The following is a 15335-nucleotide window of genomic DNA, read 5'->3' on the forward strand; positions in this document are numbered from 1 at the left end:
ACCTATTTTGAGTGTTCATGTGTCCGATTGTTTACAAGCCAACGGTCGCGTGATCCGATTTCGGCCGTTGTTCCGGCGCCCGCACCGGGGCGGGCCGCACCACTCGTGCGCGGCCGCCGGACGTTCCGGGGTGCGTTGCCCGCAACCGGCTTGCGACACCCGTGCCCGGATACCCGAACTCGGCTGCTCTCACTCCCAGTTGTGGTCGCTGCGCAACCTGTCGGAGAGTGGCCTCTCGCCCGGCCGCACGGACCCCACCGGTCAACCGACCGGTCCGCCGAAGAGATACGCCCCACGCCGACGCCGGACCGGCGAAATGCCTACCCCCCGACGCCACGCCGGCCCAGGGTCAGGAGAACAGCACGCGGTAGGTTTGGTAGCCGGAACCGATGTTTCGTTTCGCCTCAAAAGGAGCGGCTGCGTCCCCGGTGCCCTTGTAGAAGCAGAGGTCGCCGTTGGGCTGGCGGGCGATGAGGTCGGCCTTCCCGTCGAGGTCGATGTCGCCCGGGGCGACCAGGGCGTCGTAGGTGTTCCAGCCGGCCCGATCTTCGTTCGTGTCACGAAGGGGGCGGCCGGGTCTCCGGTGCCCTGGTAGAGCCACAGGGCGCCGGAGGTGTCGCGGGCGACGATGTCGGGCCACTTGTCGCCGGTGAGATCGCCCTTGCCGGCTATCCGGGTATAGGCGTCCCAGCCTCCGCCGATCCTGCGGCGGTCGGCGACGGTGCCGTCGCCGTGGCCGAAGTACAGCCACAGGGCGCCCGATGCGTCTCGGCCCAGTACGTCGTAGCCGGGGTGCCGGCAAGGTTACCGGGGAGAGGACGGTGTCGTAGATGTTCCATCCACCTCCGACGTATCCGTAGCTGCTGGACATTCCGCCGTCGTTGGTCCAGACCCAGGTGTCGTCGGCGACACCGTCCCCGTCGTCATCGGCGCTGCTCGCTGTCCGCACATCGCCGTAGTCGGTGGCGAGGAACTCTCGGGGGCGAGAATCCGCGCTCGGTCGGGGCGTAGGAGTAGAGCCTGCCCTGGGCATCGATGCCGAACATGCCGAAGGCCGCGGCTTGTGAGGCAGACGAGCGGGAAGGCGCTGACGCTGCGCGGCGGGCCGCTTCGGTCACTGCGGAGGCGTGGGGTGCCTTGGGCGATGTCGCGTTGTCTGCCGACGCGGTACTGCCTGCGGCCGTCAGCAAGGTGGTGGTCACGACCATGACGGTCAGTCGTGAGATCCGTCTGTGACGTCGGTGGTGGGTGAGGCCGGACATGGGTCTCCTCTGAACGGGATCGGACAACGGACGGCGGGTCGGACTCGGCAGGGTCCTCGCAGGCCGCCGATCGACGCCCATGAGGCCGTCGCGGCGGACGCTCGCGACCGTGCGTCTTGGTGGAGGTCCCGCAACGATCACGATCCGGGGTAACCGTCTCCCGGATCTTGTCATATGCACATTCAGTGTGCCTAGTGTGTAGATTCCGTGACCTGCCGACAAAGAGCGCGTCTACGGGCACAACTGGATGCTCATCTCCATTGCTCACGTCCTGGCGTCAACGCGGCGCAGGAGGCACGGGATTCACCGGATATGCCACACACATGCTTCGCGCTGCCGAGGGCGGCGTGCGGAAGGAGTCGAGTTGCCATCCAGAGGTACGGCGGGGAGACGCGGGAAGCGAAGACTTGCCCGCTTAGCGCCGGCGCTGACTCCGGTCACCGCGCTGGCGCTGTTGGCCGGTCTGGCCGTTCAGCCGGGAGACCTGACGGCGCAGCAGGAGGGCCACACCGGCACGGCCGCTGACTCCTACGACTGGCTCGAGGTCACCGCGGCCGAGCAGCTGCGACAGGACCAATGCCTGATGAACGACGTGCTGCGGCTGGGCGGGACATCGATGGCCGCGGCCGCTCAGGACGGACTCAGCCAGCCTCAGGACAAGCTGCACGCTCTGGCCGACCGCCGGCACTGGCAGGACACCCCACTCGGGCGGGCGTATGACGGTGACAAAGGCGCCGCGGACAAGGCGATGCAGTCCCTCGAAGCCTTGGTCCAGGGGTGGAAGGCGCCCCTCGAAGGCCTGGACACGCCAGGCGGTTTCACGGACGCCGACTTTCATTGGCCGCCGGGTCCTCCGGGCGACGGGAAGAAGGATTTCTACCACCAGACCGGTCTCTGGCAGTGGTACACAGGCCGTTTCTGGGAGCAAGAGGAGGAGTTCTACAAGGACTCCACCCCCTTGGCCGACGAGGCCACCAAGAATGCGGTGACTGCCCTGGGCGACCCGCTGTACTCCAAGGGTCCGGACCCGGGTCTGCCGCCCGACGAGTGGAACCGGGCCAACGCCGTACACGACGCATACACCTTCCTGTCAGGCGATGCGTTCGAGGCGATGGGTGCCGACAACGCCCGGATCTTCCTGGAATCGGGCGGCTTTCCGAAGTCGGCACCGCAGCCGGACAGCGCCGAATTCCGTATCGCGGTCGAGAACCTGAAGAACCGCTATGCCGCCTGCGCGTGGCGCGACCCGATCGACCCCGAGAAGGTACTCGGTGACGAGGTGAACAGCGCTGCCGAGGAGTGGCAGCAGGAGATCGCCTCACAGGCCACACAACGCAACCAGATCCTGGACGCGAACACCGGCGCGGGCAAGGCCCTCGCCTACGGAGCGAAGATCCTCGGCAACATGCTGGGCAACTCCTGGGTGGCCGACCATGTCGCCCGGTGGCAGTCCTACTGGTCACCCGGCGGAGCCGGCAGCGGCAAGCCCGCCAAGCCCGGTGCGGCGCAGTTCGACCAGGCCAAGAAGAGCCTGGCCAACGCCCAGTCGGTGACGAAGTCCCAGCTGGTTCTGCTCAAGCAGCAGGCAGTCGCGGCCAAGCGTGCGGTCACCGCCACCGATACCGCCGAGCAGGCCGCTTACGCCATGGCCGACGCCAACGGGGCGCCGCGCGGGCGTGGGTTGCTGGCCGCCCGGCAAAAGGCGCAGGTCACCCATGGCGTGGCGGCGGCGCTGGAGGCGATGGTCGTCGCCGGCCAGACGGCTGAGTCGGCCACGCACGCTTCGGCCTCCGACAGCGCGACGATCGCGCAGCGCGCGCTGGCTCAGGCCGCGCAGTCGAAGGCTGCATTCCGTAAGCAGGCGGCGCAGTACGCCGAACAGCAGGCCAAAGCTTCGGCCGCCTCCGCGAAGGAACACCGCGACAACGCGAAGAAGGACAAGGAGACTGCCGAAGCCAAGCTGCGGGATGCCCTCAAGGCAGAGGCCGACGCCAAGGCCGCGGCGGCCGATGCGCACGCCAAGCGGCTGACCGCGGAGGCTGAGGAAAAGACGGCCGAGGCGCAGAAGGAGAGAGCTGACGCCAAAAAGGCCGAAGCCGCCCAGCACCGGCACAACGCCGAGAACTATCAATCCACGGCGGAAGAAGCGAAGCAGAAGGCGGACTCCGCGGCCGGCACCGCAGCCGAAAAGCGCAAAGCGGCGGAGACGGCCCGCGACAACGCCAAGGCCAAGCGAGACGACGCCTGGGACGCCGAGCAAAGAGCAGAAGCCGCACGTGCCAGGGCGGACGCGAAGGGCGCGTACGCCGACGCGCACGAGGCCGATGACGACGCCACCGAGGCCCGCGCGGCAGCCGATACCGCGGATCGCGCAGCCACCACTGCCGAATCGGCGGCGAAGTCGGCGCGTAACGAAGCCGACGCGGCTACGCAGGCCGCAGCGGACGCGGATGCCGCCGCCACGCGTGCCGAAGCCGCCGCACGCCGGGCCCGAGCCGCCTCCGACGCGGCCCATGCCGACAAGCTCAAGGCCGACGCCGCGGTAAGGACGGCCACCAGCGCCGCCGCTGATGCCATCGCCGCATCCCAGCATGCCGCTGACGAGGCCAAGGCCGCGGTCAAGGACGCCGACGAGGCCGAAGCGCATGCCAAGGAAGCCAAGTCGCATGCCGACGAAGCCAGGAAGGAGACCGTCACAGCCCGGCTGGCTGCGGCGAAGGCCGCCGGATTCGCCTATGCCACCGCTCAGGCAGCCGTCGACGCCCGCCAGGCGGCGGCGCAGGTCGCCAAACCGGCCAACGATGCGATCCAGTTGGGCTCGCCCTTCGTCACCACCGACTCCGCTGCCCCGCTGATCGTGCTCTCCGGCCAGGGGTCGAAGAGCATCGCCGAGCAGCAGCTCGCCGTTTCCGAGGCCCATGCCAAGAATGCCAAGAAGGAAGCGGCACTTGCCCAGCGCCTTGCCGACAAGGCTGCCGAGGATACGAAGGCCGCCTCACAGAGCGCTGCGAATGCCGCCAACTATGCGTCAGAAGCCCGTGGTTACGCCAATGAGGCACTTGGCTACTCCGCCGAGGCCGCCGAAGCGGCGTCCAAAGCCGCGCAATCACTGACCCGCACCGTCGACTACGACCGGCAGGCCACGGAGGACGCTGCCGCTGCCGACGCGGCCGCAGGCAGGGCCGAGGGCTATGCCAAGGATGCCCGGGCCTCCGCCGATACGGCGGCCCTCGACGCCGAAGCGGCCCGCAACGCCGCCGATGCAGCGGAACAGGCCGCCCACGAAGCCCGCGAAGCGGCCAACCGCGCGGACGCGGACGCCACCGCCGCCGAAGAAGCGGCCAAGGATGCCAAGACCTACGCGGAGAGCGCCCAGAAGGCCGCAGACGAGGCTGAACGAAACCAAGCCAATAAGCAGGTTTCCAAGGGGGCCGGTACCGGGATCGATCGCACCTTCTCTGTCGTGGACAAGGTCACGCCGATAGGCGAGCCGGACGTGACTCCATGCGTACTGGGCATGGGCAACTCGGGCTGCGATGTGACGTTTACTCTGCATTTCGACGCCACAGTCAGCTTCTACCTGTGCCTGAACCCGAACGTGCCCGCCACCGCGGCAGGATGTCAGGCATCAGACGCCGTTTTCCTCGACACGCAGTCCTACAAGGGACTCACCAAGAAAATCTCCAAGCATTTTTCGAACCTTGACATCGTAAAGGAAGTCGACAAGGCATTCCTCGCGGGTATCTGGAAGGCTCTCACCCAGGACTTCGTCGACTGCTACCACCAGCTCACCCCGGGGAACGACGGGGGCAGCCTTTCTGGATGCGCCTGGGCCGCTGTCGCGTTCGTACCCGGCGAGAAGGTCCTGCAGGCAGTAAAGTACGCGGTCAAGGTAGAGGATGCGATCAGGACCGGAGTCGGCGCCGAAAAGCTTCTCGCGGACTTGAAGAAAATATTCGGAGAAAAGCCGCCGGCAGCGGACCTGGTTAATCCGGAAAGCTTCGCGGGGATGGCCCTTCGGATCTCTGAGCGTATGACTGACCGCGCCAAGGCGGCCAACAGTGTCGACTTGGATCTGGTCAGGAAGCTTGAGGTCAGTGGCGCCAAAATGACCCGGTCGAAGGTAATCATGGCGGTACGCTTCTCCAGGCCGGGCGTTCCGGTGGCCTGGCTGGAGTCCGGAAATGCGTACACCGGGCTCATCCACATCATCTTCCGGCACGCAGGTGAGTTCATTGACAGGGGGGTGGCCTCGGAAGATCTTCCGAAACTTCTCGCGAAAGCGTTGAGTGAAGGAAAGGTCGTTGGCATACAACAAGGCGCGGGTGGCGGCCGACCGATCTATGAGACCGTGTTCAATGGCAGGACCCATCGCGTCGCCATCTCGGTGGGCGACAACGGCTTCATCATAGGAGCGAATCCGGCATGAACGAGCAAGAGGCTCCTCGTCATCTCCTGATCCAGGCACGAGGAGATGACTCCCCCCTGTTCACCTCGACCGCGGGCTTCCATGCGGTTGCCCCGGACGATTTCACGACCGGTGTGCCGGTGGCCGATCCCGCCCTGGTCCTTCCCGAAAGCCTGGTGCACGGCCTCTTCTCCTGGAATGCCGCTCTTCCCCCCGAAGGTCCCACCGCCAAGGCCGCGTTGCGTAAACACGTCAAGACCGGCCTCGGACTTGCCCAGTCCCTGGCCCGGCACCTGGGGCCCCAGTGGGTTGTGCGCTATTGGGACGCTCGGCAGGACACGGCGAAGTTCGTGTGCTGGGGGTGCGCACGCCTGCACTGGACTCTGGAGTCACATGGCACTCCACCGCATCCCCTTCACATGACCATGATGGCCGAGTACCACTGGGGACCTTTTCGTGCGGAGGGGTTCGGCGACTTCATGCCGGACGACCCCGCGGCTGCCCTCGACCTGCCCGACGATCTGGTGGACGACCTGTACACCTGGGCCGGCGACCATGACGCCGGGATAAATCGGTACGTGGAAGAGCGCGACGAAGACCGTCACCACGCCCGATGCGTCGAATTGGAGCGCATCGGAGAGGAGTTGGCTCAGCGGGTCGCCCGTGCGTTGAAACCAGGGCGGACGGTGACGTACGCAGGCCTTGCCTGACCTGAGAGGCCCCTCACGCAAGCCGCGAGGCACAGCTGTTGAGCCGGCAACGTCAGCCGGCCCGGTTGTCCGTTTTCGGGACGCCGGAGCACTGAGCCAGGTGTGGCCGCTGCCACTGATCCCCAGTGGCTGGGCCAAGGAGGTGGTGGGTGCTCTCTCCGGGCGCCCACCACACTCATCTTTCGGGCCTGGCACGGCAACCGCATCCGGGGCCGGACCGGGCATCCGGGAACCGGCAGGACCGGCCGGAAGAGGCGACTTCGCCCGGCGGGCCGCCGGCTGGCATGATCGCGCCCATGGCAGAACGCGTGATCGCCGCCTGTGACGGCGCGTCGAAAGGAAACCCCGGGCCCGCGGGCTGGGCCTGGGTCATCGCCGACGGTGCGGGGGCCGTCGTGCGGTGGGAGGCCGGGCCGCTGGGCACCGCAACGAACAACGTCGCCGAACTCACGGCCCTGGAACGCCTGCTGGCGGCCACCGAACCGGGTCTTCCCCTGGAGGTCCGGATGGACTCCCAGTACGCCATGAAGGCCGTCACCACCTGGCTGCCCGGCTGGAAGCGCAAGGGCTGGAAGACCGCCGCGGGCAAGCCCGTCGCCAACCAGGAACTCGTGATGCGCATCGACGCGCTGCTCGCCGACCGCTCCGTGGAGTTCCGGTACGTACCGGCGCACCAAGTGGACGGCGATCCGCTCAACGACTTCGCCGACCGGGCCGCCAGCCAGGCCGCGGTCGTCCAGCAGGCCGCCGGCAGCGAGCTCGGCTCCCCGCAGCCACCGCCGGCCTCCCCGCCCGCCCGGCCCGCCGGCCCGCGCCGGGGCGCCTCCGCCGCGGCGGCGAAGACCACGTCCTCGCCCAAGCGGCGAACGGGCAACACGACGCGGACCCTCAACGCCAAGTTCCCCGGCCGCTGCCGCTGCGGCCGCTCCTACGCGGCAGGCGAGCCCATCTCCAAGAACCCGGACGGCTGGGGACACCCCGCGTGCCGCTCGGGCGCCGGCAGCGGGGACTGAAAGTCCTCGGCAGCGAAACACCGGCATGCGCCTGAACCGGCGGCGAACCCGCGGCGTGGGCTTCCCGGAAGAGGGAAGAGACCCTGACTCCAGGGGCATCCGGTTGCCCGGTTCAGCTCTGGCACCATGGCGAGATGGATAGGGAAGCTGTGCGTCAGGTAGTCAGCTCAGGGTCGCCGCTGGAGCCGCAGATCGGCTTCTCGCGCGCGGTGCGGGCGGGAAGTTTCGTCGCCGTTGCCGGAACGGCCCCTCTCGGGGATGACGGTTCCACCGTCGGCCCCGGGGATGTCTACGTCCAGACAGCACGGTGCCTGGACATCGCCGAGAGGGCCTTGCAGGAGGCCGGGGCGTCGACCGCGGATGTGGTGCGGACCCGCATCATGCTGACCGACGTGTCGCGGTGGAAGGATGCCGCACGGGCCCACGGCGAGCGTTTTTCCTCCGTCCGGCCGGCCTGCACCTTCGTGGAGGTCTCCCGGTTCATCGATCCCGATTGGCTCGTCGAAGTGGAAGTCGACGCGGTGATCGGCGGGGGACCGAGCTGAGCGGCTGGGGGCTGCGCTGCAGCTCGGGCCCACCGGTGCGAGGCCGCGAGGGCCCGGCGATCCGCGTCACCCACGAGCCGCTGCGGCATCGGCTGCGCCACTCGCCTGGGGCCCTGAGCCGGCCTTGCTGCCGCCCTTGGGGCTCGCCACCGGTACGCCGAGCGGGCGGGCGATGCCCACCACGCCCTCGTCGAGACGCTGGAGGTGGCGCAGCACGCGGAAGGTGACCGTGCCCGAACGCAGTGCCTCGGAACCGGCGGCATCCAGCATCGCCGCGATGCTGACGCCGGACTCCACCTCGCCCTCGGTGCTCTCCTCCAGTACGCGCGCGACGATGAGATCGATGTTCTGCCCGATCCGGCGGCCGGCCCGCTCCAGGCGCGGGTCGGCCGCGATGGTCTTGCTGTACGGCACGAGTTCCGCCGTCGCCGCCAGGGAACGGGCGTGGTAGGCGGCGGTCTCCAGCAGCGCGACCAGGTATCGGGCGGTCCGCCGCCGCACCCGCAGCGGGGTGATCGGATGGGTCAGCGGCTGGGTGGAGGCACGGAGGTCGTCCAGCGCCGTGTCCAGATCGCGGGCCTTGCCCAGCAGGTCGACGGCCGGCCCGCCGCTGAGCTGTTCCACCGCGGCGGAGACGACATCCCGCAGCCGGACCAGCACCGTGCCCAGCTGCTCGTCCGTGCGGCGGTCCGTGTGGACCGGCAGCACCAGTACGGCGGCGATGATCCCGCACGCCGCGCCCAGCGCCGTCTCCTCGATACGCAGCACCAGCACGCTCAGGCTGTAGGTGTTGAGCAGGGTGTAGAGCAGGCCGAGCATCGCGGTGACGAAGAAGGACATCAGCGCGTACGACAGCGGTGCGGTGAAGTACATCCCGAAGATGCAGAGCAGCACGAGGGCGAACGCGGGCCAGGTGTGGTCGCCGACCAGCCCGGCAAGCGCGACACCGGCGACCACGCCGAGGACCGTGCCCACCAGCCGGCGGTAGCCCTTGACCAGGATCTCGCCCGTGGACGCGGTGTTGAGGAAGACGACCCAGCAGGTCAGCACCGCCCAGTACCAGCGTTGGCTGGACAGGAACTCACCGCCGATGATGGCCAGCGTCGAGCCCACCGCGACCTGGCACGCGGCACGCGTGGTCGGCCGCTGGAGTCCGGTGCGGTCCTCCTCCGCCTCTTCGGCCTCCTCGGCCGCGACGATCGCCAGATCCTCGGCGTCGAACTCCTCACGTGAGCGCGTGGTGGCCGGGGTGTCGTCCGACTCGTCCTGCGGCCCGTCCAGCGCCAGCCGCAGACCCAGCACGGCCCGCGCGCTCTCACCGACCCCGCGGAAGACGTCCTGGACGACGGACGAGGCGCGCGGCAGGTTGTCCTCGTCGCGGTAGCCGAGCAGCCTGTTGCGTACATGGGCGAGCGCGGTGCCGCGGTCGTCGGATGCGCGCCGGGCGACCAGCAGGAGCAGAGAGTTCAGGTCCCGGCGCAGGGTGACGGTCGCCGCGTCCTCGGCCGGGGTACGGGTCGCCGTGGCCGGCACGGGAGCGTGCGGCAGATGCATGGTGAGGGTGTCCGCCCGTTCGGCGCTGCGGGCGTTGAGTATCAGCATGCCCAGCCGTTCGGCGGCGATCTCGGCGTCCGCGACACGGCGTTGCACCAGTCCCGCCGCGGCGGCGCTCTGGGTGCCCTCCTCCAGGAGGCCCTGGATCATCAAGGCCGCTTCGTGCAGCCGGGCGGTGTGCCGCCGCAGGTCGTCGAGGACCTTGTCCAGTTCCTCGGGGCCGGCGTCCAGCAGTTCCATCTGGGTGGCCAGCAGCTGGGCGAAACGCGCCCGGAAGGCCTCGCGCAGCCGGCCCAGGGTGCGCTGCGGTGTCTCCGGGACGACGGCGAACCGTACGACCGCGCTGCACGCGAGGGCAATGGCCAGGGTCAGATACAGCTCGGGGAGGGCGGGGACGGTGGCGTGCACGAACAGCGAGACGAAGTAGACCTGAAAACCGATCAGGCCGAGCGCGGTGCCGCGGTCGCCGAACCGCCGGGAGTAGACGGCGCCGAAGATCAGGAGGACGAAGAACACATCACCGGCGATGACCAGGGTGTGCAGCAGCGCCGCCAGCGACATGGCGGCCAGCGCGACGGGCAGGCCCAGCGCCAGCGTGATCGCCTGGCCGCGCACCTCCTTCTCCCTGATCGCGAAGGTGGCGACCATGGCCGCCATGGCACCCGCGACCATCAGGGTGACTCCGGTGCCGAGCAGGGCGAGGACGACGAGGGTGAGCACGATCGCCCCGACCGTCCGCAGTCCCGCCTTCAGCCGCAGCAGCCCTGGGTCGGACGCCGCGAAGCGGTCCCAGGTTCTCGTCCCAGCCCGCCGTATCGCTGCCCTCACGGTGCCGTACACTCCCACTTCTTGCCATGATCAGGGGTGCTCCAGCATCGCACGCCTGATCGGAAGGCTTTCATCCGCATCGTCCGGACGCCGTCGTGTGGCATGTGCGGGTCCTCGTACCCCGCGTACCGCACTCCCGGGCTTCGCGTGCTTCCCCCTCGCGAACTTCTCCCCCCGCTCCGGGCACTCCTCCGTCCTCCCGGAGCCGCCCTCCGGTTTTCCGGGTGTTAGTCAGGCGTTAGCCGATCACCAGTGGCGGCACCGAGGGTGGGTTACGAACGAACCAGCACCCACCGACCGGTCCGGTGGCCGGTTCTCCCGTGCGAGTCGTGGAGGCCGGGGAGGGCCGTGCGGGCCGGACGGCGGGTGTGACACACCGAGGTTTCTCCGGGTGTCGGAGAACAGGGAGTTGATGACTGATGACCATCCGTGGTCTGCGTACCGCCGCCACTGTGACCGCCGCTGTCGCCCTTGCTGTGGGAGCGGGCGCCGGTATGGCTTCCGCGGCCGGTGCGGCAGGATCCGGCGCGGCCGGGGCGTGCCGGCCGGGGACGCTGAAGGTCGCGACCACCAGCGCGGGTTCGAGCCAGATCGGAATGAATCACGAGGGCACCTACCTCAAGGTGACCAACACCGGCACGAGCGCGTGCGCGATAGGCGGCTACCCGGGGCTGGCGCTGGAAGGGGCCGGTCACACGGCCCTGAAGACCACCGCGTACCACGGTGACACCTACTTCGCCAAGGACCCGGGCGCGCACAGGATCACCCTGAAGCCGGGCAAGAGTGCCTTCGCCGACCTGGTCTGGACGCATGCCGGCCCGTCCGTGCGGGCCAAGTACCTGCAGGTGTCGCCGACGGGCAGCAACTCGCACGGCGTGGTGGCGTTCGACAAGGCCGTCGACGGCGGGAAGCTGGGCGTGACGGCCTGGTCGGCGACGCCGCCCAGCGCTTCCTGACCGCTTGTGGCAGCCTGGAGGCCCGACGCACCGCGCGTCGGGCCTCCGGCGTGCCGCGTCCGGATCAGCTCCGGGCGCCGGCCAGCAGCGCGCGGTACCAGTCGACGGTGGCGTCGAGAGTGGCACTCAGCGGCGTCGGGTGGACGCCGAAGGTCCGCGTGAAGGTCGCGGAGTCCACAATCTGCGGTTCCGTGTGCTGGTAGAACATCTCCGCGTACTCGTCCATGAAGGCCGCATCGAACGGCCCGAAGGGGCGCGGCTCGGGAAGGACCACGCGCCGCAGCGGGCGGCCCACCCGCTCCTCGATCATCGCGTGGATCTCGCGGGTGGTGACGGCAGGCGCGGTGGGCAGATGCCAGATCCTGCCGTCGCCTTCCTGGTGCTCGCCGAGGGTGGCGAGGCCGGCCGCCACATCGCGGATGTCCGTGTAGCTGTGCGGCAGGTCGATATCGCCCATGCCGAGGACTTCCCCTCCGGTCAGCGCGCCGGGGAAGACCGCTCCGCCGAGCGTGGAGTTGAGCACACCGGGGCCGACGAAGTCCGCCGACCGCCCGAGGGCGACCCGGGCGCGGCCCGCCCGGTGGGCGGCGAGATAGCGCTCGTCCAGCTCGGCCCGCATCTGCCCCTTGCGGCTGGTCGCCCGCCACGGAGTGTCCTCCGTCATCACCTCGCCGTGCGTCGGGCCGTAGGGGTACAGCGTGTCCAGGACGACCAGGCGGGCGCCCGTGGTCTCGACGGCGGCCAGCACCGCGCGCTGGACCTGCGGCATCACCTCGATCTGGCGGTGATAGTCGACATTCACGCAGTGGTACACGACGGCGGCGCCCTCGATGGCGGCCAGCGCCCCCTCGGGCGTGCTCACATCGGCCGCGAACCGCTCGATGCCCTCGGCGGCGTTGTCCGGTGCCGAGCGGCTGACCAGGCGTACGGCGTGACCGCGGCGGACGAGTTCACCGGCGAGCGCGGTACCGGCGGGCCCGGCGCCCAGCACTGCATGGAGGGAGTGTTCTGCGGCAGACATGGCGATTCCTTCTTCATGGGCGGGTGGCTGGTGGCCGATGGGTGAGGGCTGATGACCGTGGAGAAAGGCGCTGGGAGGCGAGAGGAGTTCGTTTCGATCTTTCGCTTTCGTTAGAGACTATAACTCTAGTGATGTGTCATCGCAATGGAGGGGGTGGGATCGGCAATGGCGTGGGCGCACACCCCGGCCGGCCGCCGAGCGGCACGGATCGGTGCGGGGCCACGGCGCGCGGCGGACTCGCGTGGCGGTAGCCGTGGCTGCCGCCGTTGGTGTCAGAGGGGGCGGCACCGTGCGTGGTGTGTGGAGTGCGGGGCGAGGGAGTGCAGGGTCGGCGTGGGCATCGGCCGTGTGCCCGGCCGGACGGCTCCCGGGTCCGCCGGCCGGTCGGCCGTGGTGCCGGGTCGGCCCCGACGCCACGGCGGAACGCCGCCCCGTTCGGGGCGCTTTGCGTGGCACGGGCGGGAGCCCGGACCAGTGGAGCGCGAGGCGAAGGGCGGATGTCATGGGCGTCGGTTTCACGGAGGAGTCGGCCTCGGCGACGGTCGCGGTATCGGCGGTGCCGCAGCGCGTGGTGCTCGACGCCCGGCCGCGGGCGGCGCTGCGTCTGTACGGTGTGCCGCCCGCCGGCGCCGGCCCGGACTGCTATCTGCGGTGGGTGCCGTTGCTGCCGTCCTGGATCGAGCCGTGTTCCGTGGCGCTGCCCGGCCGGGGAGCCCGCTCCGCCGAACCGTCGCTCACCGACCCCGCGTACCTCAGCGCCCGCCTGGCCGCGGTGCTGGACGACTGGGCCGACCCCCGCCCGTTCGCGGTCTTCGGACACAGCGCGGGCGCACTGCTGGCCTACGAGGCGATCCGGCATCTGCGGCGCACCCACGGCCGCCTGCCCTCGCTGCTGGCGGTGTCCTCACTATCGGCGCCGCATATCGACGCCTACAGCGCCGGGCTGCCGCCGCGTCTGACGGCCGGCCTGGCGGGCCTCCGTGAGCTCGTCGGCCCGATCCCCGAGCAACTGCTCGCCGACGCCCGGCTGATGGCCGCGGCCTGCACCCCGCTGCTGGCCGACTGCCTGCTGCTCCTGCACTACCGGCACCGCCCCGAGCCGCCGCTCGACGTACCGCTGGCCCTCTATGGCGGCGAGCAGGACCCGGTCACCCCCGTGCAGGAACTCCGTGCCTGGAACGACCTGGTCACCACACCCGTATGCCCCCGGCTCTTCCCCGGCGGGCACACCTACCCGCAGACGGCGACGAAGGCGTTGGTGGACCACCTCACCGGTGCGCTCGGCACCGTCGTCAACCACCCCGTGGCGACGGCATGACGGCCGCTGCACCGGCCGGCGGAGCGGCCGGATCCGCGCGGCGCCTGGCAGCGGCCGCCGTGGTGTGCCTCGGCCTGTTCATGCTCGGCCTGGACCTCACGGTCCTCAATGTCGCCGTCCCCGACCTGCAGGGCGACCTGGACACCTCCACCGCGCAGGTGCAGTGGATCGTGGACGGCTACGCCCTGGTGCTGGGCGGAACGGTGCTGGCCGTGGGCGCTTTCACTGATGCCTGGGGCCGGCGGCGTTCCTTCGTGTGCGGAGTGGCGGTCTGCGGGGGCGCCTCGCTCGGCGGCGCGCTGGCCGGCCACCCGTGGCAGGTGATCGCCGCGCGCTGCTGCATGGGCGCCGGGGCGGCCCTGCTGATGCCCGCGACACTGGCGGTCCTCCACCAGCTGTTCCCCGAAGCCCGCCTGCGCAGCCGGGCGATCGCCGCATGGGCCGCGGTCGGCGGTATGGGCGGCCTGTGCGGTCCGGTCATCGGCGGCTGGCTGGTGGAACACTCCTCCTGGCGCGCCGCGTTCTGGATCAATCTGCCGCCGGCCGTCGTCATCATCGTCCTGGCGCTTGCGCTGGTGCCCGAGTCCCGTGCGCGGCGGCCCGCCGGTTTCGACGTGCCCGGTGCCGTGCTGTCGGCCGCGGGGCTGCTGGCCCTGGTGTGGTCCATCACCGAGAGTCCGCACCGCGGCTGGACCAGCCCGGCCGCACTCACCGGATTCGCCGTCGCCGCACTGCTGCTGGCCGCCTTCGTCGGCCGCCAACTGCGCGCCCCCGCCCCCATGCTCCCGTTGCACCTGCTGCGGGTGCCGGACATCAAAGTGGCCGCCGCGGCCCTCGCCCTGATGTCCTTCGCCATGTTCGGGGCGCTGTTCGTCCTGACCCTCTACCTCCAGGGAGTGCTCGGCTTCAGCCCCTGGCAGGCCGGGGTGCGGACGCTGCCGCTGCCGGCCGGACTCGCGCTCGGCGCGGTGTGCGCCGTGCCGGTACGGGCACGGCTGGGCGGCAGGGTCCCCGTCGTCGGCGGCCTGATGCTGGTGACGGCCGGCTTCGCCGTCCTGGCGACCACCACGCCCGACTCCGGCTACCCGCACTGTGCAGTGTTCCAACTGGTCGCGGGCGTCGGCGCCGGGCTGGTGGCGGCCGCGGCCACCGAATCGGTGATGGGCTCGGTCGCCACCGAACGAGCCGGACTCGGCTCGGCCATCAACGACGCCACCCGCCAGGTCGGCTCCGCCCTCGGGGTGGCCGTCCAAGGCTCCCTGCTCGCGGCCGTCTTCACCTCCCGGCTCACCACCTCCCTCACCCATCTGCACGCTCCCGCACTCGTGACGGAGGCGGCTGAACACAGCATGCTGTCCGTCCCCCTACAGGCGATGCGCCTGCCCGGCCCGCTGCGCGCCGGTGTGCTGGCAGCCGCGCGGCGGGCCTTCACGGACGCGATGACGCTCACTGCCGTGGTCGCCGGAGCCGTCACGCTGGTCACCGCCGCAGCGGCCGCGCGCTGGCTCGGCCGGCCGGCCGGTGCGCACGACGCCCGCGTCCCCGGTGACGGCCGGATCGCGGTACCGGCCGCGGCCGGGGCCGGGCCCGGGGACGAGGCGCCCCCGGCCCGATAGAGCGACAAGTCACTCGTTCGGAGGTGCCTTCAAGCCCGTTGCCCGAGCACCGGGTCGGAGAAGGTAGGGAGCGCGAGACCGCCCCCGTACACCGGCCTCCGGTG

11 protein-coding genes are annotated in these 15335 nt (G+C 70.2%); 8 read left to right on the top strand and 3 right to left on the bottom strand.

All coding sequences use genetic code 11. From position 1 onward, the window contains the following. Positions 1 to 349: 349 nt before the first annotated feature. A complete protein-coding gene (locus tag CFW40_RS34020) occupies positions 350 to 601 on the bottom strand; it encodes a hypothetical protein (protein WP_088801570.1) in 252 nt (83 codons plus the stop codon). Between the two features lie 434 nt (positions 602 to 1035). On the opposite strand from CFW40_RS34020, the gene CFW40_RS34025 reads away from it, so the two are divergent. The 5 genes from CFW40_RS34025 (at position 1036) to CFW40_RS34045 (ending at position 7938) form a co-directional block, all read left to right on the top strand. Then, positions 1036 to 1236: a hypothetical protein gene (locus CFW40_RS34025; protein WP_088801571.1), complete on the top strand. Its 201-nt coding sequence runs from the start codon at positions 1036 to 1038 to the stop codon at positions 1234 to 1236. 642 nt (positions 1237 to 1878) lie between these two features. Next, positions 1879 to 5691 carry a virulence factor gene (locus CFW40_RS34030; RefSeq protein WP_371127170.1) on the top strand — a complete coding sequence of 1271 codons (3813 nt, stop codon included), beginning with the start codon at positions 1879 to 1881 and terminating at the stop codon, positions 5689 to 5691. After that, complete coding sequence (locus tag CFW40_RS34035; protein ID WP_088801573.1) at positions 5688 to 6380, top strand: hypothetical protein; 693 nt, start codon at positions 5688 to 5690, stop codon at positions 6378 to 6380. Before CFW40_RS34030 ends, CFW40_RS34035 begins: the two co-directional genes overlap by 4 nt. Before the next feature lie 284 nt (positions 6381 to 6664). Further along, positions 6665 to 7393 carry a ribonuclease H gene (locus CFW40_RS34040; RefSeq protein ID WP_088801574.1) on the top strand — a complete coding sequence of 243 codons (729 nt, stop codon included), beginning with the start codon at positions 6665 to 6667 and terminating at the stop codon, positions 7391 to 7393. 134 nt (positions 7394 to 7527) lie between these two features. After that, on the top strand, positions 7528 to 7938 hold the full coding sequence (locus CFW40_RS34045; RefSeq protein WP_088801575.1) for a RidA family protein: 411 nt from the start codon (positions 7528 to 7530) through the stop codon (positions 7936 to 7938). 66 nt (positions 7939 to 8004) lie between these two features. Here CFW40_RS34045 and CFW40_RS34050 read toward each other — a convergent pair whose 3' ends face one another. Then, positions 8005 to 10320 (bottom strand): FUSC family protein, encoded by a 2316-nt coding sequence (locus CFW40_RS34050; protein WP_088802540.1) that lies wholly within the window; start codon positions 10318 to 10320, stop codon positions 8005 to 8007. Positions 10321 to 10739: 419 nt separating this feature from the next. On the opposite strand from CFW40_RS34050, the gene CFW40_RS34055 reads away from it, so the two are divergent. After that, positions 10740 to 11276, top strand: a complete 537-nt coding sequence (locus tag CFW40_RS34055) for a DUF4232 domain-containing protein (protein ID WP_088801576.1) — start codon at positions 10740 to 10742, stop codon at positions 11274 to 11276. A gap of 64 nt (positions 11277 to 11340) precedes the next feature. On the opposite strand, the gene CFW40_RS34060 is transcribed toward CFW40_RS34055, so the two are convergent. Further along, positions 11341 to 12297 (bottom strand): NAD-dependent epimerase/dehydratase family protein, encoded by a 957-nt coding sequence (locus tag CFW40_RS34060; RefSeq protein WP_088801577.1) that lies wholly within the window; start codon positions 12295 to 12297, stop codon positions 11341 to 11343. A 502-nt stretch (positions 12298 to 12799) separates the two neighbouring features. On the opposite strand from CFW40_RS34060, the gene CFW40_RS34065 reads away from it, so the two are divergent. Together CFW40_RS34065 and CFW40_RS34070 are read left to right on the top strand one after the other, a co-directional pair. Then, the gene (locus CFW40_RS34065; protein WP_088801578.1) at positions 12800 to 13615 is read left to right on the top strand and encodes a thioesterase II family protein; all 816 of its coding nucleotides are present in this window, start codon (positions 12800 to 12802) and stop codon (positions 13613 to 13615) included. Further along, a complete protein-coding gene (locus CFW40_RS34070) occupies positions 13612 to 15231 on the top strand; it encodes an MFS transporter (protein ID WP_256331130.1) in 1620 nt (539 codons plus the stop codon). Before CFW40_RS34065 ends, CFW40_RS34070 begins: the two co-directional genes overlap by 4 nt. The last annotated feature ends 104 nt before the right edge of the window (positions 15232 to 15335 follow it).

Origin of the sequence: Streptomyces sp. 2114.4, from assembly GCF_900187385.1 — a bacterium.
Taxonomy (GTDB): Bacteria; Actinomycetota; Actinomycetes; order Streptomycetales; family Streptomycetaceae; genus Streptomyces; species Streptomyces mooreae.